This is a genomic window from Eubacterium ventriosum, from assembly GCF_025150745.1.
Classification (GTDB): domain Bacteria; phylum Bacillota; class Clostridia; order Lachnospirales; family Lachnospiraceae; genus Eubacterium_G; species Eubacterium_G ventriosum.
The window spans coordinates 285,721-306,604 of the sequence record NZ_CP102282.1; the positions used below are offsets into that span (position 1 = coordinate 285,721).

General features: G+C 35.2%; 16 protein-coding genes. 3 read left to right on the forward strand and 13 right to left on the reverse strand.

Translation table 11 applies throughout. The features are described from left to right. Nucleotides 1–16: 16 nt before the first annotated feature. Nucleotides 17–2,821, reverse strand: coding sequence for an AAA family ATPase (locus NQ558_RS01245; RefSeq protein ID WP_005362489.1), 2,805 nt, complete (start codon nucleotides 2,819–2,821; stop codon nucleotides 17–19). Then, nucleotides 2,821–3,954: an exonuclease SbcCD subunit D gene (locus tag NQ558_RS01250; protein ID WP_040446953.1), complete on the reverse strand. Its 1,134-nt coding sequence runs from the start codon at nucleotides 3,952–3,954 to the stop codon at nucleotides 2,821–2,823. The genes NQ558_RS01245 and NQ558_RS01250 overlap by 1 nt, the downstream gene beginning before the upstream one ends. Before the next feature lie 310 nt (nucleotides 3,955–4,264). Here NQ558_RS01250 and NQ558_RS01255 point away from each other — a divergent pair, with 310 nt between their 5' ends. Next, the gene (locus NQ558_RS01255) at nucleotides 4,265–5,533 is read left to right on the forward strand and encodes an amidohydrolase (protein ID WP_005362487.1); all 1,269 of its coding nucleotides are present in this window, start codon (nucleotides 4,265–4,267) and stop codon (nucleotides 5,531–5,533) included. A gap of 114 nt (nucleotides 5,534–5,647) precedes the next feature. Here the strand turns inward: NQ558_RS01255 and argF are convergent, their stop codons facing one another. From argF to NQ558_RS01310, 11 genes are all read right to left on the reverse strand, one after another. Beyond that, nucleotides 5,648–6,643, reverse strand: coding sequence for an ornithine carbamoyltransferase (gene argF / locus NQ558_RS01260; protein ID WP_005362486.1), 996 nt, complete (start codon nucleotides 6,641–6,643; stop codon nucleotides 5,648–5,650). A 16-nt stretch (nucleotides 6,644–6,659) separates the two neighbouring features. After that, a complete protein-coding gene (locus tag NQ558_RS01265) occupies nucleotides 6,660–7,817 on the reverse strand; it encodes a putative ABC transporter permease (protein ID WP_005362484.1) in 1,158 nt (385 codons plus the stop codon). Nucleotides 7,818–8,208: 391 nt separating this feature from the next. Further along, nucleotides 8,209–8,439 carry a hypothetical protein gene (locus NQ558_RS01270; protein ID WP_259907604.1) on the reverse strand — a complete coding sequence of 77 codons (231 nt, stop codon included), beginning with the start codon at nucleotides 8,437–8,439 and terminating at the stop codon, nucleotides 8,209–8,211. Between the two features lie 182 nt (nucleotides 8,440–8,621). Continuing rightward, the gene (locus tag NQ558_RS01275) at nucleotides 8,622–10,652 is read right to left on the reverse strand and encodes a sodium-translocating pyrophosphatase (protein WP_005362479.1); all 2,031 of its coding nucleotides are present in this window, start codon (nucleotides 10,650–10,652) and stop codon (nucleotides 8,622–8,624) included. Nucleotides 10,653–11,178: 526 nt separating this feature from the next. Further along, the gene (locus tag NQ558_RS01280; RefSeq protein WP_040446949.1) at nucleotides 11,179–11,637 is read right to left on the reverse strand and encodes an Lrp/AsnC family transcriptional regulator; all 459 of its coding nucleotides are present in this window, start codon (nucleotides 11,635–11,637) and stop codon (nucleotides 11,179–11,181) included. Between the two features lie 270 nt (nucleotides 11,638–11,907). Next, nucleotides 11,908–13,023, reverse strand: coding sequence for a UDP-galactopyranose mutase (gene glf, locus NQ558_RS01285; protein WP_005362476.1), 1,116 nt, complete (start codon nucleotides 13,021–13,023; stop codon nucleotides 11,908–11,910). Nucleotides 13,024–13,180: 157 nt separating this feature from the next. After that, nucleotides 13,181–14,323, reverse strand: coding sequence for a nucleotidyltransferase domain-containing protein (locus tag NQ558_RS01290; RefSeq protein WP_005362469.1), 1,143 nt, complete (start codon nucleotides 14,321–14,323; stop codon nucleotides 13,181–13,183). Between the two features lie 50 nt (nucleotides 14,324–14,373). Further along, a complete protein-coding gene (locus NQ558_RS01295; protein ID WP_005362467.1) occupies nucleotides 14,374–14,664 on the reverse strand; it encodes a helix-turn-helix domain-containing protein in 291 nt (96 codons plus the stop codon). 189 nt (nucleotides 14,665–14,853) lie between these two features. Then, on the reverse strand, nucleotides 14,854–15,126 hold the full coding sequence (spoVG, locus tag NQ558_RS01300; RefSeq protein ID WP_005362466.1) for a septation regulator SpoVG: 273 nt from the start codon (nucleotides 15,124–15,126) through the stop codon (nucleotides 14,854–14,856). A 115-nt stretch (nucleotides 15,127–15,241) separates the two neighbouring features. Further along, nucleotides 15,242–16,363: a glucose-1-phosphate adenylyltransferase subunit GlgD gene (glgD, locus tag NQ558_RS01305; RefSeq protein ID WP_005362464.1), complete on the reverse strand. Its 1,122-nt coding sequence runs from the start codon at nucleotides 16,361–16,363 to the stop codon at nucleotides 15,242–15,244. Beyond that, nucleotides 16,363–17,634, reverse strand: coding sequence for a glucose-1-phosphate adenylyltransferase (locus NQ558_RS01310; RefSeq protein ID WP_005362462.1), 1,272 nt, complete (start codon nucleotides 17,632–17,634; stop codon nucleotides 16,363–16,365). Before NQ558_RS01310 ends, glgD begins: the two co-directional genes overlap by 1 nt. 336 nt (nucleotides 17,635–17,970) lie before the next feature. Between NQ558_RS01310 and murC the strand changes: the two genes are divergently transcribed. Next, nucleotides 17,971–19,353 (forward strand): UDP-N-acetylmuramate--L-alanine ligase, encoded by a 1,383-nt coding sequence (murC, locus tag NQ558_RS01315; protein WP_005362460.1) that lies wholly within the window; start codon nucleotides 17,971–17,973, stop codon nucleotides 19,351–19,353. Nucleotides 19,354–19,708: 355 nt separating this feature from the next. Further along, on the forward strand, nucleotides 19,709–20,857 hold the full coding sequence (locus NQ558_RS01320) for a DnaD domain protein (RefSeq protein ID WP_005362459.1): 1,149 nt from the start codon (nucleotides 19,709–19,711) through the stop codon (nucleotides 20,855–20,857). Nucleotides 20,858–20,884: the final 27 nt, after the last annotated feature.

Sequence of the window (20,884 nt, forward strand, 5' to 3'; positions counted from 1 at the left end):
GAAAATATTCTTGTCACTAAATCTCCACTGCAACTTTGCTGCCTTTAACCTTGTTTTTGGAAACGATTATTTTTCTATCGATTCTTGTTTTTAATTCTTGAACATGAGAGATAATTCCTACTAATCTGTCTCCTTCTGTTAAAGTATTAAGGGCTTCGATTGCACTGTTTAGTGAATCTTCATCTAATGTTCCAAAGCCTTCATCAACAAAAAGTGTGTCTATTTTTATTCCACCTGCTGCGCAATGAATTTCATCGGATAATCCTAATGCTAAAGACAATGACGCTTTAAAAGATTCACCACCTGATAATGTTCTAACATCACGTTCTGTACCATTATAGTGATCTATAACATTAAGCTCTAAACCTGTCTTACTTCTTTGATCATCAGATTCGGTGCTTCTTTTTAGTTCATACTGGCCGTTAGTCATTTTCATAAATCTTAAATTAGCTCTGTTAATTATTCTTTCAAAATAACTAATCTGAACATAAGTTTCTAATGCTATTTTGCTCTTTCCGTTTATATTACCATTGGCTGTTTGAGCTAGGGCATTAACCCACTTATATTTTTCTTCAGTAGTAACTAATTTATTCAAGTTTGTCTTAATATTTTCAAGTGCTCCTGTGTTAATTTCTATTCTTATGGATACATCATTTCTCTGATTGTTTACAGCTTTCTTTTCTTCCTGCAACTTGTTGCTTTCAGAAATAAGCTGTTCCAAATCATAGTTTTTTGAATCCTTTAACTGCTCTTCAATAGTCTTTATTGTTGCATTAGCATCATCAATAGACTTCTTACATTTATCATAACTATTCAAAGCTTGTGTAGCTTTATTCTCTAATTCAGATAAGTTAATCTTTAGCTGATTTAAATTGCTTTCCGCATCTTTCCTACTTTGAAATTCAAGTTTTTCCCTAAGCTGTTCCAATAATATTGCATTTTCGCGATTTTTAATTTTCAAATTAGAAATATCACTATTTAAAATATCTTTTTTATTATTGTTGTTGTTTATTTGTTCTTCTGTTTCCGAAATCTGTTTTTCAATCTGTTCCTTAACCTGAACATTATTTTTAGCAATTTCATAATATCCATTGTTTTTAGAAATAGCCTCCTCTACTTTAACCAATTTTTCATCTGACCAGGCTTTTATATCTGAAACAGTATTAATTGCTCTTTCTTCTAAAACTTCTTTAAATATCTCTTTTAGATTTCTGAAATTCTCTACTATACTCTCGTATAATGTATCAACAATACCCTTCTGCATTCCTGCTTTGTTACTGTAATTCGTTGCAATAGCTTTAAGTTCATTAACCTTATTCTTTGCATCTTCAACCATCTTTTCTGTTATCTGCTTATCCATTAGCTTAAACGGATTAGGGTGAACAGTTGAGCCACAAACTATACACGGTTCTCCATCTCTAAGGTTACCTGCAAGGATTCCTGCCTGCTGATTTAAGAATGTCTTCTCTACAGCTGCACATTCATTGCTCTTAGTTTCCCAACTATCATTGGCTTTTATGGCTCTCTGTTGAAGTAGCTCTAGCTCATGATTCTTTCCTTCATAATCATTACACTGATTTATAATGTTTGATAAGTTCTTTTTTACATTATCATAACCTGTTTTTGCATTTTCGATTTTTACCAATACGGCATCTGCATCTTTTAACTTCTGAAGATTCTCTTTGTTAGTAGCCAACACCTTATTTAAATTCTCAATATCTTTACATAAAGACTCAAATTCACTTCCTTTAGTCTTAATTAACTTAAGTTCATTGACATACTCTTTTTCAGTGTCAAAAAGCTTGTCATACCTTGGCATAAGCTGTTCCTGTTCTTTAATTTTGTACTCTAATTCCTTACGAACAGGCTCTTCTTCTTTGCATAATTCTACTCTCTTCTCCAGTACTTCCAAGTTAGGCTTATTCGACTCAATAAATTGTTCCGCGTTCAACTTCTGTTTTTTTGCAGAATTGTCCCTATTAACCTCAACTAACTTTTTATCAACATCTGAAAGAGCTTTTTCGGTTTTTATTATCCTTTCGTTAATAACTTTTAACAAATCCTGATCATTGTTAATAAGTTCCTCAATGAAATCAATTGTATTCTCAATACCATTCTCTGTCTTGTTATTCTTTATAGCTTCAAGCTGTTGCCTTGCTACAAAACTATCGCCACATCTAATCCCATCTATATACTGACCTATACTCTTATTCTGATCATCTACCAATCTTCTAAGTCTTTTTGCCTCATCTCCCAGCTTAAGCTGAAGTTTCTCATATGGATATGTATTAAAAATTTTGCTAAAAATCTTTCTTCTCTCATCAGTATCTGCCAATAACAACTTAAGAAAATCATTCTGTGCTATCATGGCTATCTGAGTAAACTGTTCATAATCTAATCCTATTAACTCATTAATGGCAACAGTAACATTACTACTTCCGGTAACAGGAGTATCTTTGTCTGGATAAATTAACGTAGCATTAGCACCCTGAGTTGTGGTTCCCTCTCCATGAATCTTAGGTCGCTCATATTCAGGATTACGCTCAATAACATACTTTTTGTTCCTATACTCAAATTCCATCTTTACAAAAGTTGGAACATCAGGCTTTGCATACTTGCTTCTAAGCATAGACGAAGACCTGGTCTTTCCACTGGACTTTCCATATAAAACATATGTAATTGCGTCAAAAATAGTAGTCTTTCCTGCTCCGGTATCTCCCGTAATCAAATAAAGACCTTTATTTCCTAATTTTTCAAAATCTATAGTTTCGCATTCTGCATAAGGTCCGAATGCCGATATTATTAACTTAATTGGTCTCATTATGCATCCTCCCATATCTTCTCAATAAGGTCCATTGCCAACTTCTCCTGTTCCGGTGACATGTCCTGATTGTTTCTGATTACATAAAACTCCTTAAACAACTCTAGTGGTGATTTTAACTCAATATTCTCTATCTCTGTTACAGCATTATTAGTTCTGGTTCTTGTATTATCATAATCAAGTCGCATAATATTAGGATAAATAGTTCTAAGCTTGCCTATTGCCTCCGGGACATCTTCTTCATCAGTTAATGTTATATGATAATAATCCTGAGTATTCATATCCTTATAGAAATCTCTTGCCGAAATCTGGTCGTAAGTTCCCTTAATCTCCTTCATATCTCTAATAGGTTTAAAAGGAATCTTAGTTATTTCAATGTTGCCCTTCTCCTTAAGATCAAAAATAAGTGCTGATTTCTTATGATTAACCTCAGAAAAAGAATACTTAAGAGGGGTTCCTGCATATCGTACAGTTTCCCTGCCAATCGTCTGTGGACCGTGCAAATGTCCTAATCCAACATAATCAAAGTTCTCAAAATAATCCGCTGACACCTGATCAACGCCTCCTATTGACACTTCTTCTGACTCACAAATACTTCCACCTTTAACAAACTGATGTGCCAAAAGAACATTCCTCTCATCCTTATTAATTGAAATACTATTAATAACAATCTCCATAGCCCTATCATAGCTTGAAACATCCTCTTCCTGGAAAAAAGGGCGTACTACGGCCGGCTTAATAAAAGGAAGCATATAAATATTAATTGGTCCACATTCATCCTCCAAAGTAACCTTTTCAACATTACCATTAAAAGGATGACTCATATACACTCCACTGGTACTCATAATCTCAGCACCAAAGCCTATTCTCTCAGGACTGTCATGGTTTCCGCTAATTGCCACAACTTTAACATTCATCTCTGCAAGCCTGCTAATAAACTGATCTAACAGTAACACCGCTTCCGCTGACGGAACTGCCTTATCATAAATATCTCCTGCTATAAGAACACATTGAACTTCCTGTTCCTTAACAATATCAAGTATCTGATTCAATATATACCTTTGATCTTCAATCATAGAAAACTCATTAACTCTCTTTCCTATATGAAGGTCTGCTAAATGTAAAAATCTCAAAACTTAATCCCTCCCTTTCATTTATTCGAACGTTTGTTTGTATAAATATTAGCATATCACTTTTCACAAAGCAAGTATAATTTTCAAAAAATCCTGCAAAACATCCATAACTTATTTTTTGTTTTTTATTGCACTATTTTCTTTTTTTTATTAGTAATTTATGCCTAAAATACTTATTTAATTTATTTATGGAAAATAATACATAACCTATTAAAATTTCAGATTATTTTTATTATAATATAAATTACTAAATATCATAAATAATCAAATGCAAATTCAATAGAAAGGACGGCAAAAGCCTTATAAAAATATGAATATTAGATTTTTTAACGGAACAATTTTAACACTTGAAAATGGAACTGAACTTTCAAGTGGTGAGGTTTGGGTTTTTGACCATTTAATCGGATACGTTGGAAAGCCTCAGGACAATAATATTAAATGGGACAGGGAAATTAACCTTAACGGGAATCTAATTATGCCCGGTTTTAAAGATGCCCACACACATTCAGCAATGACTTTTTTACGTTCTTTTGCTGATGATCTGCCACTTGACAGATGGCTTAACGAGAAGGTTTTTCCAATGGAAGCCAAGCTAAATGACGATCTTATATATGCTTTTTCAAAAATCGCCATAATGGAATACCTTACTTCAGGAATCACCTCAAACTTTGATATGTACATTAGCCCTAATCCGGTTATTCAGGCATCTATTGATTGTGGATTTAGAACTGTAATGACAGGTGGGCTAAATAATTTTACCCAGACAGTTGAAGAAATTGATGAATGCTACAAGAAATACAATGGTTACAATCCACTTATAAGCTACGAACTTGGCTTTCACGCTGAATACACGTGCTCCCGGGAACTTTTAGAAGGTATGGCAAGCATTGCCAAGAAACATCAGGCACCTGTTTTTTGTCATAATTCAGAAACAAAAAAAGAAGTCAAAGAATGTTTGGACCGTTATGGAACAACTCCGACAGTTTTTCTTGACAGACTTGGAATGTTTAACTACGGTGGTGGTGGCTATCACTGCGTCCATATGACTAAGGATGATATTTCTGTTTTTGAAAAACACGGTTTGTCCGTTGTAACTAATCCCGGCTCTAATGCCAAGTTAGCAAGCGGCGTGGCTCCTATTTCAAAATTTATGAAAAAAGGAATTAACATTGCAATTGGCACCGACGGACCTGCCAGCAATAATTGCCTTGATATGTTTAAGGAAATGTTCCTTACAACTTCCCTTGCCAAGCTTAAAGAAAAAGACGCATCAGCAGTTGATGCCAATGAAGTGCTTAAAATGGCTACACTTGGCGGTGCCAGAGCTATGGGACTTAGAAATTGTGACACTTTATCCCGTGGAAAACTTGCCGATTTAATAGTCATTGACTTAAACCAGCCTAATATGCAGCCAATTAACAATATTACAAAAAACCTTGTTTACAGCGGTTCAAAGCAAAACGTTGTTCTCACAATGGTTAATGGAAATATTCTATACGAAAAAGGTGAATTTAATATAGGTGAAGAACCTGAGAAAATATATGAAACTGCAAATAAAATGTTAGCGAAAATAAAATAAAAATTACTATATTTTGATTTTAATACATAAAAAAGATGCTGTGCAAACTACACAACATCTTTTTTATTTTAAAATTTGGATATCAAAATACCCAACTTTTGATTAATTATCTCATTAAAACTTTGCACCAAGTGTTGCTGCCATAACTGCCTTAATTGTGTGCATTCTGTTTTCTGCTTCATCAAAAACTACTGAATTCTTTGATTCAAATACTTCGTCTGTAACTTCCATTTCTGTAAGTCCAAACTTCTCGTGAATCTGTTTTCCAATCTTAGTATTAAGGTCATGGAATGCAGGAAGACAATGCATAAATACAACATTTTCTGCTGAATTCTTAATTAAATCCATTGTTACTCTATATGGAAGAAGGTCATTAATACGCTCTTCCCAAACTTCATCAGGTTCGCCCATTGAAACCCAAACATCAGTGTAAATAGCATTTGCATTCTTTGTTGCAACCATAGGATCTTCTTCGAATTCGATTTTTGCTCCTGTTTCATTAGCTACTTCTCTACATTCTTCAATAAGTTTCTCGTCAGGCCAATACTTCTTTGGTGCACAGGCTACGAAATGCATACCCATTTTTGCACAACCAACCATAAGTGAATTTCCCATATTGTAACGGGCATCGCCCATATATACAAACTTAAGTCCCTTAAGACGTCCGAACTTCTCTCTTAAAGTTAAGAAATCTGCAAGAATCTGTGTTGGATGAAATTCATTTGTAAGTCCATTCCAAACAGGAACTCCTGCGTATTCTGCCAACTGTTCTACAATAGTCTGTTCAAATCCCCTATATTCAATACCGTCAAACATACGGCCCAAAACTCTTGCTGTGTCAGGAATACTTTCCTTCTTTCCAATCTGTGAACCTGTTGGATCCAAATAAGTAACTCCCATTCCAAGATCGTGAGCTGCTACTTCAAAAGAACATCTTGTACGAGTACTTGTCTTTTCAAAAATAATAGCAATATTCTTTCCTTTAAGAACATCTACAAGTTCTCCTGCTTTCTTCTTTGCCTTAAGATTGGCTGCCAAATCAATAAGGGCACTAATCTCTTCCGGTGTAAAATCCAATAATTTCAAAAATGATTTTCCTTCAAAATTCATAACTGTACCTACCTTCTTATTCGTCCTTTTTATTTTTAAGCATTTCAATGTACTCTTTTATATTAATACTCTTTCCGGATTTATTCAACTTTGGAAGAGAATTAAGTGAATGCTTGTTGTAAATATTTATCTTAGCAATGTAAGAATCCATCTTGGCTTCCAATTCAGCTCTCTGGATAGCCCATTTCTCTTTCATTGCAGAATTCTGATTTTTACTCTTTGAAGCTGCACCGGCAGTAAGCTTATCCTTAGCTGCATTACCGGCACTGGAAATCATATCTTTTGTGGCACTTCCGGCATTTGTGATAATTTCTTTTGTAGCTCCACCTGCGTTGGAAATTAACTCTTTAGTTGCATTACCTGCACCTGCAAGTTTCTCCCTAGTAGCTTCTCCCGCACCTGCAAGTTTTTCTTTAGCCGGCTCAACTGCCTCTGCAAATTTTTCTCTTGCCGGTTCAACTGCTTCTGCAATTTTTTCTTTTGCAGCTTCGCTGACATTGGCCCACTTTTCTCTGCTTTCTTCAGTTCTCTCGTCAAGCTTTTCAAGACTTTCCTCAGCTCTGTCTGCCACATTAATTGCAGAATTTCCAACAACATCCTTAATCTGATTTCCAAGATTATTAAGGTCCTCAGCCACCTTGTCAAGCTGTCCCAAACTCTTACGGATACCAATAAGATTCTTAAGAGTAACAACCATATCTATTGCAAAAATAGTAACAAGAATACTTATTATAATAATTCCTGCAATCTTTGGAAGCCTTCTAACCAAAGCAAAAATCGGTGGATGAACAAGCTTCATCACTGCCACAACACCAAGACCCCACATAATACTGAACCTTAAGCAAACATAGCCGCCAATATTAAACTTGTTCTTTGTGTAATCCCACCATCTCATATGGAAAATTTTGTCCAAAACCCAGCCGCCAAAAAGTTCAACAGCTGTACAAATAATAAACCCACCAATGAAAAGCAAAATGAAATTGTCCCTGTATGGAGTAATCGCTGCAATAACTCCCAACATTCCACATCCATAAATAGGACAAACCGGCCCATTCAAGAATCCTCTGTTCTCAACTCTTCTTGCTGTAATGGCAACGAACGCCACCTCAACGCACCAGCCCAGGAAACTATAAATAAAAAATAAAAGTGCTACATAATAAAAATCAAAACTCATAACAACCCTCACATTTAATTTGTCTGTTAGCAAAGTATTATAGCATAAAAACAAAAATGTGTCACTTAAGTAGAAGGGTTGATGGCAGAACTCAACATAACTTATCGTAATTTTTGCAAGCGTACCACAAAAAACGCATTTTCCCAAATTTTGTGGTACGTTTTCAAGTTATGTAAACTAATCACATCACATATTCTTGCTTCAGTCTTCAATTCATCACATATTGACTTTCATTTTAATTATTATGTAAACCACTATGTTACTTATACTTGCTTAATGGCAATAAACGTACCTCAAAAATTCACTATTTTTAAAAATTTGGGGTACGCTATCCGATAATAATATTGTTTTCTTGTTTTATGTAAACCAGTTTGCCCATTATTGTCAAATTTCACTCCCGCAATCCTTTCTCAAGTCTTTTCCCACTACATTTTTTGCTTACCGGATTGCTACGTGCTTCGCACTCCCGCAATCCTTTCTCAAGTCTTTTCCCACTACATTTTTTGCTTACCGGATTGCTACGTGCTTCGCACTCCCGCAATCCTTCCCAAGCATTCGCATATCGTGAAGCTTTCGCTTCACTTTTATGCTCATTCTTGGGGCGTGTCCTAAGTCCAGTCATCCACCTTTGTGCAAGCACAGGTGGATGACTGGACTTGTACACTGTAAGCGAAAAAAAGAGAAGCCACCACTTTATGTTTTCTCTCATAAAGTGACGGCTTCCAATATACAGTTTTAAGATAGACGTACTATTTATAATAAATTTCTTCATTACCAATACGTAGCAATCAATTTCGTTTTAATCTAGAATAAGATTCCACCATACTGTGCAATTACTGTTGCAAAAACAAGTGAAACAATTGTCATTAACTTAATAAGAATGTTGATTGATGGTCCTGATGTATCCTTGAATGGATCACCTACTGTATCACCAACTACGGCTGCCTTGTGTGCTTCGCTTCCTTTACCTCCGGCAAAACCACCTTCGATAAACTTCTTAGCATTATCCCAAGCACCACCGGCATTTGCCATAAATACTGCCATCATAACACCACTTACAAGTGAACCTGCAAGCATACCACCTAAAGCTTCTGCTCCAAGTAAAAATCCAATAACAAGTGGCACAAGAACTGCCATGATACCAGGAACAATCATTTCATGTAATGCTGCTTGTGTTGAAATACCTACACATGATGTATAGTCAGGCTTTTCTGTTCCCTTAAGTATACCTGGTTTTTCTTTGAACTGGCGACGAACTTCTTCAATCATCTTGTTTGCAGCCTTACCAACTGAAGACATTGTCAAAGCTGAGAACATAAATGGAAGCATACCACCAATGAAAAGACCAACTACAACGCTTGCATCTAAAATATTGATACCGTTCTTTGTGATTCCTGCTGTTTCCGCAAAAGAAACAAAAAGTGATAAAGCTGTAAGAGCTGCTGAACCAATAGCAAATCCCTTACCAATAGCTGCTGTAGTATTTCCTACTGCATCTAATTTGTCTGTAATATCTCTAACACTTTCGTCAAGTTCTGACATTTCAGCAATACCGCCGGCATTATCAGCGATTGGGCCGTAAGCATCAACTGCTACTGTCATACCTGTTGTTGAAAGCATACCAACTGCTGCAAGAGCAATACCATACATTCCGCAGAAGTGGAATGCAACTAAGATTCCGATTGCAATAACAACAATAGGGATACATGTTGATTTCATACCAACTGAAAGACCACTAATAATGTTAGTTGCTGAACCTGTCTGTGAGCTTTCAGCGATTTCCTGAACGCTCTTATATTTTTCTGATGTATACATTTCTGTAACTTTACCAATAATAGTACCAACTACAAGACCAGCAATAATTGCGATAAATGCATTAAAGTTACCAAAGAATGTATTACTCAAAATAGCTGAAGCAATAATAACTAATGCTGTTGCTGTATATTCACCTGCATTAAGTGCTTTCTGTGGATCAGAACCGTCTTTTCCTCTAACAAAGAAAGTAGCGATAACTGATGCAACAATACCAACACCTGCAATTACAAGTGGGAATAAAGCTGCCATAAAATGAGATGCACTACCAATATTTGTTGCTACAAGACCAAGTGTAATAGCTGAAACTAAAGCTCCAACATAACTTTCAAATAAGTCAGCACCCATGCCTGCAACATCACCTACATTGTCACCTACATTATCTGCGATAACAGCAGGATTTCTTGGATCATCTTCAGGAATACCTGCTTCTACTTTACCTACAAGGTCAGCTCCAACGTCTGCTGCCTTAGTATAGATACCACCTCCAACTCTTGCAAAAAGAGCGATTGATGAAGCACCAAGGCTAAATCCTGTAAGAATACTTACTGCGTCTGTTGTAACTTCGCCTGTGGCATTAAGAATAATGAAGATAACACTTATTCCAATAATACCAAGACCTACAACGCTAAGACCCATAACAGCACCGCCTGAAAAAGCGATTGATAAAGCTTTGTTCATTCCGCTTTCTTTAGCTGCATTAGCTGTGCGAACGTTAGCCTTTGTAGCTACTGTCATGCCAAAATAACCTGCCAAAGTTGAGAATAATGCTCCAACTAAGAAGCAAACTGCTGTAAGCCAGCTAATTCCAAATCCTAAAACTACAAATAATACTGCTACAAAAATAACCAAAACTTTATATTCTGCAAATAAGAAAGCTCTGGCACCTTCAGCGATAGCTGAAGCGATTTCTTTCATTCTGTCATTTCCGGCTTCGCTCTTGTTAATAGTCATTGCCTTATAAAAAGCAAAAATCAATGCTATAACACCTGCAACCGGAGCTAAATAAATAAAACTGTTCATATTTATTCATTCCCTTTCTTTCTCGATTCTCAATTGTTGATTATTATCAAACTTGAGTACTTCCAAACAATTAAGATAGTATCAATACTTGAATACATTCTAAACAACCAAATCTTTTCATTTAATTGACTTCCCCTTAAGCGTTCAAATTATTTTATAGCAAATGCTTTCAATAATTAATCATCTTCTTAATTGTTAAATAAATAACAAGCAGTTACGTATTCAATACCTTACCACGTTTGAGAAAACTTTTCAACAAATTTTATTTCTATTCCTACAACATTTTTTCACTCAATATAGTGAAATGTTCAAAAACATGCGATAAATAAAGGTTGTGTAGATCATTTACCAGGATTGTACCCGGTAGACAATCACATATTCTTGCTTCTATATACTTATAATCGCTTCGTAATGGCACACTAAAAAAGAGCTGTTGTTCTAACGATTGCTAAAATCATTAGCACACAGCTCCTTTTTTACAACTTCTATTATAAAAACAAATTAATTTATAAAAATATACTAAATTCTATTCTTCTTCTGTAGAAAGTGGAATTCCTCTATGTTCTACAGATGTTGAGAATACTATCTGAGTCTTCGTACTTCCGAATGTCTGAAGCTCTCCAATGAAGTGATCAAGCTCCTCAGTACTCTTAAACATTACCTCAACAAGCATTGCATAGTCTCCTGTAACACAGTTACATTCAATAACATTGTTACAACTTTTAATATAAGGATAGAAATCCTTCTTCTGTCCCGGATTAACCTCAAGGTTTATAAATGCCTTAATATGATAACCCAATTCTGCCGGGTTAACCTTTGCAGTATAACCTGTAATAATTCCTGCCTGTTCTAATCTTTCAATTCTGGCAGATACTGCCGGTGATGATAAAAAGACCTGGCTCGCAATAGTTTTAAGGGGAATACGAGCGTTCTCATGAAGCAACTTAATAATCTGTTCATCTATATGGTCTAATTCATGTCTCATAAGTAGTACTCCTTTCAATATAATATTTTTCAGCATATTTTAATTTTATAAAGTTTTCACCTTATAAACATAAAGATATTATAGCACAGAGTTAAAAAAATTTACAATAATAAATTATTTATACATTATTTTTGTTTTTTCCAACAAAAAACATCTTCAAACCCACAACGTCAGTTCAAAGATGCTTTAATTCAAAGATATTTTCATTCCAAAATATTGTAATTCAAAAAATATTACAATTCAAAAAATTTTAACCTCTTTAGGAATTTCCTAAACTAATTCCTTCTCACTCATTTCAAGTGCGGACGCAATAACTGCATCCATATCATAATACTTATATTCACCAAGTCGGCCACCAAAAATAATATTATCTTCCTTCTGTGCTAACTCTTTATACTGCTCATACAGAGCGCCATTCTTTTCGTCGTTCACAGGATAGTAAGGTTCATCTCCCGGCTTCCATTCAGCACTGTACTCTCTTGAAATAACAGTCTTAGGCAAGTCATTACCTTCTTCATCCTTTCCGAACTCGAACCACTTATGTTCAATAATACGAGTCCAAGGTGTTTCAGAATCAGTATAATTAACTGCTGCATTTCCCTGAAAATTAGGAATATCAAGGATTTCATTTTCAAATCTTACTGAACGGTACTCTAAAGTTCCAAGCTTGTAGTCAAAATATGCATCAATAGCCCCTGTGTAAACTACCTTGGAAGCCATTGCATCATATTCACTCTTGTTATCAAAATAATCAACTCCAAGTTTTACATCAATGCCCTCAAGCATATTTTCAACCATCTTGGTATATCCACCTACCGGAATCCCCTGATAAAGTGCATTAAAATAATTATTATCAAAAGTAAGTCGAACCGGCAATCTCTTAATAATGAAAGAAGGAAGTTTATCGCAAGGTCTTCCCCACTGCTTCATTGTGTAACCCTTAATCAACTTTTCATAAATATCGGTTCCTACCAAAGAAATAGCCTGTTCTTCCAAATTCTTAGGTTCAGTAATTCCAGCCTGTTTCTTCTGCTCCTCAATCTTTGCCTGCGCTTCACTTGGTGTAACAACTCCCCACATCTTGTTGAAAGTATACATATTAAAAGGCAAGCTAAAAAGTTCCCCCTTATAATTTGCTACCGGTGAATTAGTAAATCTGTTAAATTCAGCAAACCGATTAACAAAATTCCAAACTTTCTTATTATTAGTATGGAAAATATGTGCCCCATACTTATGTACATTGATGCCTTCAATCTTCTCCGTGAAAACATTTCCTGCAATATTAGGTCTTTTATCAATAACCAAAACAGACTTTCCCTGAGCCTTGGCCTGATTAGCAAAAACTGCTCCATACAAACCTGCTCCAACTACTAAATAATCGTACATACTACTATTTTGCAATATCCATAATGCCACTCCCAATAATACCTATGAATACCGCCTGCTCCTTTCCCTGCCTAGCCCCAAATGAATCGCATCGTAAGCCAGTCCTTTTCATATTTACTGTAGTTTACTATATAATTCATTTGAAATAGTGTCAAGCCTACTTTCTCAATACAGCCTTAAGTTCTGCCATGGCTCTTTTCCAACCTGTGAAAGGAAGCTTAATAATTCTAAATAAATATCCAAAAGGAACAAGAACCTTATACCTACATATCAATGGATGATACTTCTTAAAACTTTTATAGTCTGGGAAAACTCGTCTAAAAACATATTTAAACTTAGATTTTTTTACATCATCGTCATCTCCAAGCTTATTTGCTACCAAATTATCCACATTTCCATATGTGCCTGCTCCCATAATATAATCAAGCATATTCTTTTCATCTGTTGGAAGACCTTCATACCAATCCGCTTTAGCATCAGATTCATTAACACTAAATACATCAAAACATAGCTTTCTAAACTGCTTTTCAAAATCTGCTATATTTAATTTTCCCAATTCTTTTTCAACATAAGAAAAATCTAACTCTTTATTCTTTCTCAAATACAAATACACATCAAGAATTGTTCTAAGTCCCATTCCGCCGCCTGCATAATGCTTATATGTATGTACCATAAAATAAATATAAAAATCTTCCTCTTTGAATACATATTCCAGGCTATTCTCAGACTTCTTTGTTAACTTATCAAATACATTGTCAAAATAATTATTCCAACTTTCGTAATCATCTTTGTCAAAAAGAGCTCTGTGCATTTCAAAATTATATGCCGGTTTCTTTAAATACTCATCATGATTGCTGGTTCCATATCCTTTAATACTGTACCCTCTATCAACCATGAAGTCATAAATGTCCTTCATATATTTTCTGTCAACCAAAATATCATTATCTGACATCTCTCTTAAGGCAGGATTTGGATAGTATTCCCTAATAATCAAACCTTTCAGTAACAAATACCAAATATTCTTTTCTTCAAAGAATGCAATAATCTCCTCGCGCTCAACATCCATCAAAACATTCTTGTAAACAGCCTGATTCTTTTCCATCTGCCATCTTTGATATATCGGGCTCCTCTTGTCAACATCCGTTCTATCCAAAACTTCTGCCATAAGCGCAGTTAAATTATGTTTCTTGCAAATCTGATATGCTCCCGCCAAATTAGAACAAAATGCCTGGTCCATTTCCTCTCCATTAACATAACTTCTAATAGCATTTATAACATTTATATACTCTTCCAATAGCATTTTCTTCTCCTAATAAAATATTTTTTCAAGCATACATTCTTCCTAAATATCTATTCCGCCAATGCTTTCTGCTCACTCATCACCTTGTCATAATAAGCCTTATATCTATAGATAGTTCTTTCGCTCAATTTTTTTTCTTTTGCAATTTCAGCAATTGACATTCCCGATTCATATAAAACAACAAAATCATTATAAATAGACTGCCACTTATCGTTATGTTTCTGACGTCCGCTTACTTTTCTGGTTCTGTAATATTCCAATTCTTCATTCAGCTTCTGGTTCTCCGCCTCTAATTCCTTAATTCTTTCCAATGCCATTTCTAATGTTTCAATCTTTCTCATAGTAATTTTTCCTTTATCCTTAATACTATGATTTTATTATTTATCATCTTTTTTGTCAATATGATTCTGTCATTTAGGCTATTTTATTCAACAAATTCTCCTAAGAATTTTCAATCGAAAAAACTACAGCCCACGTTTCCGCAAGCTGTAGCCTTTTTAGTTAGATATTATTTTATTGTTTATAATTTTCTATTCAGCTTCCGGTTCAAGTAAGGCCTTCTCGTAAGCTTCAAGAACTATCTTCTGGATATTGTTACGGGTACCTGAGTTGATTGGATGAGCAATGTCTCTGTATTCACCATCTGCTGCTTTTCTGCTAGGCATTGCAATGAATAATCCCTTATCTCCTTCAACTACTTTAATGTCATGTACTACAAATTCATCATCAATAGTAATTGACACAACTGCTTTCATCTTTCCTTCTTTTGTCATTTTTCTAACTCTTACATCTGTAATATTCATAATTATGTCCTTCCTCAATTTCCTGCTTTGAGGTACAGGTGTACCTGTAATACACCTGCGCTTCCTTTCTATTATATTTGCCTAAGTATTTTTATGTACAACCCTTAGATTACTTCTACAAACTATATCTGAAGTTTCTCTCATTAATAATCTGTACTTCGCTATCTTCGCTTCCTAATTTCTCGTTAGGATTAATAGTGCTGTGGCTTTCAACTATACAATTCTCTATTACTGTGTTGTCTCCAATATAAACATCATTAAGAATAATTGAGTTCTTGATTACACAATTGTTTCCAATGTATGCCTGATGGAATACCACGGATCCGTCCACTTCACCGTTAATGATACAACCACTTGAAATTAAGCTGTTTCTTACTTTTGAACCAGGATTATATTTTGCCGGTGGCAAATCAGCCACTTTTGAATATACGTCCGGATACTGTTTAAAGAAGAAATCCCTTACATCCGGTTTAAGAAAATCCATATTACAACTATAATAGTTGTCTATGTTAGAAATATTCTGCCAATAAGAATCAAGATTATAAGCATATATTCTCTTTGTATCTTTGTTTCTGATAATTATGTCGTTTACAAAATCATAATTATCTTCTGCCATACACTGCTCAATTAACTGGATAAGTAATCTTCTTCTGATTACATAAATTCCTGTTGAAATCTTTGAGCTTGTTGTTTCGCCCGGCTTCTCTACAAAATCAACGATTCTGCCGTTAGAATCTGTTGTTACAACACCGTATGCTAAAGCCTTCTCTGTTGAACCGATATCCTTGCAGACAATTGTAATGTCTGCGCCTGTTTCAACATGTCTTTCTAATACTTTGTTGTAATCAAGCTTGTATACTGCATCTGCTGATGCAATAATTGCATATGGTTCATGGCTCTTCTTTAAAAATGCCATATTCTGTGCAATGGCATCTGCAGTTCCCCTATACCAGAATCCATTGTCTGATGTGATAGATGGTGTAAATACAAACAATCCTCCCTGTTTTCTACCAAAATCCCACCATTTAGATGAACTTAAATGTTCATTTAATGACCACGCATTGTACTGTGTTAAAACTGCTACCTTCTGAATATGTGAATTAGACATATTACTTAATGAAAAATCTATAGCTCTATAGCTTCCTGCTATAGGCATTGCTCCAATTGCTCTCTTCTTTGAGAGTTCGCGCATCTTACTGTTATTTCCACCTGCTAAAATTATTCCTATTGCTCTCATTAAATCTCACCTGCCTTAATAATATAGCCACCTGATGGGAGCTTTCCGTCCGGATAATCTGTAATTTCCGTCTTTCCTGATATTGCTACATTCTTTCCAATCTTTACACCATCCGGTATACTTGAACCTTCTCCAATAACAGCAAGTTCACAATTATAAATCTTCTGACTTAACAAGCTGTCTGCATATTCTCCAATGCCGATTTCGCAATCCTGTCCAACTTCAACATTCTCTGCAATAATGGCATTGTAAACCTTAGTTCCTTTTCTAATTATGGTGCCATGCATAATAATGGAATCGTGAACCTCCGCTCCTTCTTCTATCACTACATCCGCACTTATTACCGAGTTATAAACACCGCCGTATATATCACAGCCCTCGCCTACAATACTCTTCTCCACCTCTGCACTGTCTGACAGATACTGTGGTGGTAAAGCATCATTCTTAGTATAAATCTTCCAAAATTCTTCATATAAATTAAATTCAGGCACAATATCAATTAATTCCATATTGGCTTCCCAATATGACTTTAATGTTCCTACATCTTTCCAATATCCTGTATATTCATATGCAAAAATTCTTTTTCCTTCTCTGTGAACATATGGAATAATATGCATGCCAAAGTCACAATTAGGCTGGTCTTTAAGCTTAATCAATGCTTCTCTAAGAACCGGCCAGCTAAATATGTAGATACCCATTGATGCAAGATTACTCTTTGGATGTTCCGGCTTCTCCTGGAACTCTGTAATCTTGTGATCCTCATCTGTAACTACTACACCAAATCTGCTTGCCTCCTCAATTGGAACAGGCATTGCTGCAATTGTAACATCTGCCTTATTAGCCTTATGATAATCAAGCATAACCTCGTAGTCCATCTTATAAATATGGTCACCTGACAAAATAAGTATATAATCAGGATTATATGAATCCATATAGTCTAAGTTCTGGAAAATGGCATTGGCTGTACCTGTATACCATTCAGTGTTCTTACTTTTTTCGTATGGCGGAAGAACCGTAACGCCTCCAATATTACGATCTAAGTCCCATGAAATACCAATTCCAATATGGGAGTTAAGTCTAAGTGGCTGATACTGTGTTAAAACACCTACTGTATCAATGCCTGAGTTAATGCAGTTACTAAGTGGAAAATCAATAATCTTATACTTTCCTCCAAATGCCACTGCAGGTTTTGCAACTTTTGCTGTTAAAACACCGAGACGGCTTCCCTGTCCTCCTGCTAACAGCATTGCAATCATTTCTTTTTTAATCATGTCCCTCACCTCGCTGCGAATAATTGATAAGTTAATTATAGCACTAACCCCCTTTCAATAAAAGAGTTTCAATGAATTTTATTGTGTATTTTTTCTCTAAATTTCTTGTTTTTTCTACATGTGTTATGCAAAATTACCAATTTCTTTATTACTTTTTCGTGTTTTTTATTATTTCATTAATTTTTTTATTATTTTTTCAAAAGAGTTTTTATTTTCCTGTTTTTTTTCTTTTTTCAGTCTTTAAAAATAAATCATTTAAGAGTATACTTAATTAATAAGTAGAAAGGCGTTTTCGTCTTTTAATTTTTTTCTTAAGAAAGGATGAAATAAACAACTATGTACGAACTAGATTTTAATACTCCGGCAAAGATCCATTTTACAGGAATTGGCGGAATTAGTATGAGCGGACTTGCAGAGATTATGCTTTCTAAAGGCTTCACTGTTACAGGCTCTGATTCAAGAGAATCTGAAATAACTAAACACCTTGAATCTCTTGGAGCAACTATTTACTATGGCCAGAAGGCTTCTAATGTGGCTGCCGATACAGAAGTTTTGATATATACTGCTGCAGTTAAGGCTGACAACCCTGAACTTGTAGCTGCTACAGAGATGAATATTCCTCTTTTGACAAGAGCTGAGTTTTTAGGTCAGATTATGAAGAATTACCATACTGCCATCGGTGTTTCAGGAACTCATGGCAAGACTACAACAACTTCAATGCTTTCACAGATTATGCTTGAAGCAAATACCGACCCTACTATTTTGGTTGGTGGAATTATGCCGGCAATTAACGGCAACACACGTATTGGTCATTCAGACAATATGATTACTGAAGCTTGTGAATATACTAACAGCTTCTTATCTTTTGCACCTACTATTGGAATTATTCTTAATGTGGCTGCAGACCACCTTGATTTCTTCAAGGACCTTGATGACATTAGACATAGTTTTAGAAGATATGCAGAACTTATTCCTGAAGGCGGTGCACTTGTTATTAATAGCGATATTGATAACCTTGACTATTTTACTGAAGGGCTTAAGTGCAACGTTATTACTGTAGGCTCTGATCCTGAAAAGAGTATGTATAGCGCCGCTAACATTACTTATGATGAGTTTGCAAGAGGTTCTTATGACCTTGTTGTAAACGGCGAAACTAAGACTCATATCGTTTTGAAGGTTACAGGGGAACACAATATTTACAATTCACTTGCATCTATTGCTGCTGCTCATTTTATGGGTATTGACGATAACAGCATTATTGCTGGTTTACAGCAGTACGGTGGAACTGACAGACGTTTCCAGTACAAAGGCAAATTAGGTGATATTACTGTTATTGATGACTACGCTCATCACCCTGATGAAATTAGAGCAACAATTAAGACGGCTAAACATTATCCACACAAGAAGATGTGGGTTGTTTTCCAGCCACATACATATACAAGAACTAAGGCTTTATTACCAGAGTTCTGCAAAGCTTTATCAGAAGCAGACGCTGTTGTTCTTGCAGATATTTACGCAGCAAGAGAGAAAGATACTCTCGGAATCAGCTCAAAAGATGTTATGAAAGGTATCAAAAAACTTGGTACTGAAGCATATTATTTCCCATCTTTTAGCGAAATCGAAAATTTTTTATTAGAAAATTGTTCAACAGGTGATTTGTTGATAACAATGGGTGCCGGAGATGTAGTAAAAATCGGGGAACATTTGCTAGGTAATTAACTTATTAACATGTCCACAAAATTTCGTTGATAACTCTCAATGATTTTTTGTGGATTTTTTGTTTACATAACTTTGTTATTTTGCAACCTGCCAATTCTCTTATTTTATAAGGGTTTCACTAGTTTTCGACTTTTTATGCCGACTTTTTATTCACATTATCAACATTATTAACATTGCCCGCAAACCCTTTAAAAATGGGCATTTCACCCAATTTGTGATGTTGATTTTTTAATTCTTTATGCTATACTTCTCCTTGCACCACTTCTTTGGGAGTCTTCAAGTCTCACAGAAGTTTTCGGGGATTTGTGTGCATTTTTGTGAGATAATAATTTTACGAAAAGGATTATGAGACAAAATGTGTAAATTGGTTTTAGATAGAGGGAGCATTGCAGAATTTACTTCTGTATCAAATATTTTTATGGATGAATATATGCCTAGGGCCAACGGAGAGTTTATTAAGATTTATCTTCATTTGTTGCGCCTTGTTAACAGCAATAACGACATTGCTGATGAGCTTACAACTGAAAGAATCGCGGACAAGTTTAATATGTTAGAGTCTGACGTTATTCGTGCTCTTAACTATTGGGCTGAACAGAATCTCATTACTTTGTCTTATAACAGCCAGAATGAGATTTCAGGCATTACTTTAGAGTCTATCCTTCGCAACCGTTATATTGTAAAGGGTATTACAAGCACTGAAACTAACCTTTTGGCATCAGCTTCCGGTCAGAGTGAGTCTATTCCTGTTCCGGAAAGCACAGGACATGTTATTCCTGCCAAGCGCAAATATACACCAAGAGAGATTCTTGATTTTGCAGATAATGATACTTTTAATGACGTTCAGCTTTTGGCACAGACTTATCTTGGAAGACCACTTAGCTCTAATGACATTAACAGTATTTTGTATATGATTGACGGACTTTGTTTTGATGCAGATTTTATTGAATATATTATGGATGCCTGCATCAAGGACGGTTTTAACTCTTTATCTTCTATCGAGAAGAGAGCCGTTGAATACGCAAAAAAAGATATAAATTCAATAGAAGAAGCTAAGGCTGACAAAAAGTTCAGGGAAGGCATTTCTAAAAGCATTTATAAGATTTTCGGACAGGCTCCTACCGTTCCTGTAAGAAAAGAGATTGCTTACATTGCAAAATGGACTGATACATACGGTTTTACCGACGAAATTATTATTGAAGCATGCAACCGCACTATGGCTCACATGCACAGCGGAAATCTTTTCAATTATACTGATGGTATTCTTACAAGGTGGTATACTAACAATGTTAAGGATATGAGTGATATTGAAAAGTTAGACAAACTTCATTCTGAGGAAATGTCAAAAACTTTCCAGAAGAATATTCCTTTTGCAAACGCTAAGTTTTCTAAGACTCCTAAGTCTGCACCTAAGAAGCAGACTTTTGACCAGCGTACATATGACTATAAGGATCTTGAAAGAAAGCTTATTGCCAACAGAGACAGCAAGCTTAAGTCTAACAAGTAATAGATATTGTATATTATTGCAGAAATA

Excerpts from the sequence above, each read along its gene's own strand:
- NQ558_RS01310 (WP_005362462.1), bottom strand. The coding sequence starts at position 17,634 with ATGATTAAAAAAGAAATGATTGCAATGCTGTTAGCAGGAGGACAGGGA.
- NQ558_RS01245 (WP_005362489.1), bottom strand. The coding sequence starts at position 2,821 with ATGAGACCAATTAAGTTAATAATATCGGCATTCGGACCTTATGCAGAA.
- glf (WP_005362476.1), bottom strand. The coding sequence starts at position 13,023 with ATGTACGATTATTTAGTAGTTGGAGCAGGTTTGTATGGAGCAGTTTTT.
- NQ558_RS01280 (WP_040446949.1), bottom strand. The coding sequence starts at position 11,637 with ATGAGACATGAATTAGACCATATAGATGAACAGATTATTAAGTTGCTT.
- argF (WP_005362486.1), bottom strand. The coding sequence starts at position 6,643 with ATGAATTTTGAAGGAAAATCATTTTTGAAATTATTGGATTTTACACCG.
- glgD (WP_005362464.1), bottom strand. The coding sequence starts at position 16,363 with ATGAGAGCAATAGGAATAATTTTAGCAGGTGGAAATAACAGTAAGATG.
- NQ558_RS01295 (WP_005362467.1), bottom strand. The coding sequence starts at position 14,664 with ATGAGAAAGATTGAAACATTAGAAATGGCATTGGAAAGAATTAAGGAA.
- murC (WP_005362460.1), top strand. The coding sequence starts at position 17,971 with ATGTACGAACTAGATTTTAATACTCCGGCAAAGATCCATTTTACAGGA.
- NQ558_RS01275 (WP_005362479.1), bottom strand. The coding sequence starts at position 10,652 with ATGAACAGTTTTATTTATTTAGCTCCGGTTGCAGGTGTTATAGCATTG.
- NQ558_RS01270 (WP_259907604.1), bottom strand. The coding sequence starts at position 8,439 with ATGACTGGACTTAGGACACGCCCCAAGAATGAGCATAAAAGTGAAGCG.
- NQ558_RS01265 (WP_005362484.1), bottom strand. The coding sequence starts at position 7,817 with ATGAGTTTTGATTTTTATTATGTAGCACTTTTATTTTTTATTTATAGT.
- spoVG (WP_005362466.1), bottom strand. The coding sequence starts at position 15,126 with ATGAATATTACAGATGTAAGAGTTAGAAAAATGACAAAAGAAGGAAAG.
- NQ558_RS01255 (WP_005362487.1), top strand. The coding sequence starts at position 4,265 with ATGAATATTAGATTTTTTAACGGAACAATTTTAACACTTGAAAATGGA.
- NQ558_RS01320 (WP_005362459.1), top strand. The coding sequence starts at position 19,709 with ATGTGTAAATTGGTTTTAGATAGAGGGAGCATTGCAGAATTTACTTCT.
- NQ558_RS01290 (WP_005362469.1), bottom strand. The coding sequence starts at position 14,323 with ATGCTATTGGAAGAGTATATAAATGTTATAAATGCTATTAGAAGTTAT.